The following is a 777-nucleotide window of genomic DNA, read 5'->3' on the forward strand; positions in this document are numbered from 1 at the left end:
GGTCACACTGAGACGTACCAGTTGCTCTTCGGCCAGCGCCTTGGCTCTCTGGACAACCTCGGGTGATTCGGATGAAATCATATCCTCCAATGTCCTCCCCATACGGTGCTCCTACTACAGATAGAATTAAAGGCCCACGCCGAGCAGGCATGGGCTCTCAGCATTAGATCAAGAAGTCATCCAGTGCTTTTCCAGCCGCAACAGCGTCTGCAATGGCCTTGGGCATGCGCCCCTGGCCAGTCCATGTCTTCTCCTGACCGCCTTCGGTGTACTTGTATTTTGCAGGACGGGGAGCGCGTTTGGCTTTGTTGGCTGAACCATCAGCTTTCGCTGGAGCCGCAGTGCCAACCAGCTCACTCGGATCTATGCCCGCTTGTTTCAGCAGCTCGGTAAACTCAGCCAGTTTTTGCAGGCGTTCAGCTGACTCTTCTCTCAATTTGCTCTCTTGCTGCTCACGTTCGGCATAGATTTCGTCAAATTTGTCTTTAGCCTCGACCAACTGCTCATAAGACAACTCACGCAGTACAGCTCGCAGACTACGAATATTCATCAGTGTTTTCAAAAAATCGTTCATTGATAGCCTCATGTATCACATTTTTATATCATGAAAATTATCTCTCAATCTCAGCATCAGCTCCACTGTTTTTTGCACCAAGATAGTTTGGAAATAGCATCATTCAAAAATCGTGAGCTAAATTGCGCTTGAATCTATTTAATAGCCTAGCTCCAATCTGCTATGAAACTATGTAGCCAAAAATTAAATCTAGGTGGTAGTGA

At 47.4% G+C, this 777-nt stretch carries 1 protein-coding gene; it reads right to left on the bottom strand.

What is annotated here, in order from left to right; translation table 11 throughout:
* Window positions 1–163: 163 nt before the first annotated feature.
* Complete coding sequence (locus tag AACR77_RS15840; protein WP_005303890.1) at window positions 164–574, bottom strand: H-NS family histone-like protein; 411 nt, start codon at window positions 572–574, stop codon at window positions 164–166.
* Window positions 575–777 lie beyond the last annotated feature (203 nt).

The organism is Aeromonas sp. ZOR0002, from assembly GCF_963866995.1.
GTDB lineage: Bacteria > Pseudomonadota > Gammaproteobacteria > Enterobacterales > Aeromonadaceae > Aeromonas > Aeromonas caviae.

Excerpts from the sequence above, each read along its gene's own strand:
- AACR77_RS15840 (WP_005303890.1), bottom strand. The coding sequence starts at position 574 with ATGAACGATTTTTTGAAAACACTGATGAATATTCGTAGTCTGCGAGCT.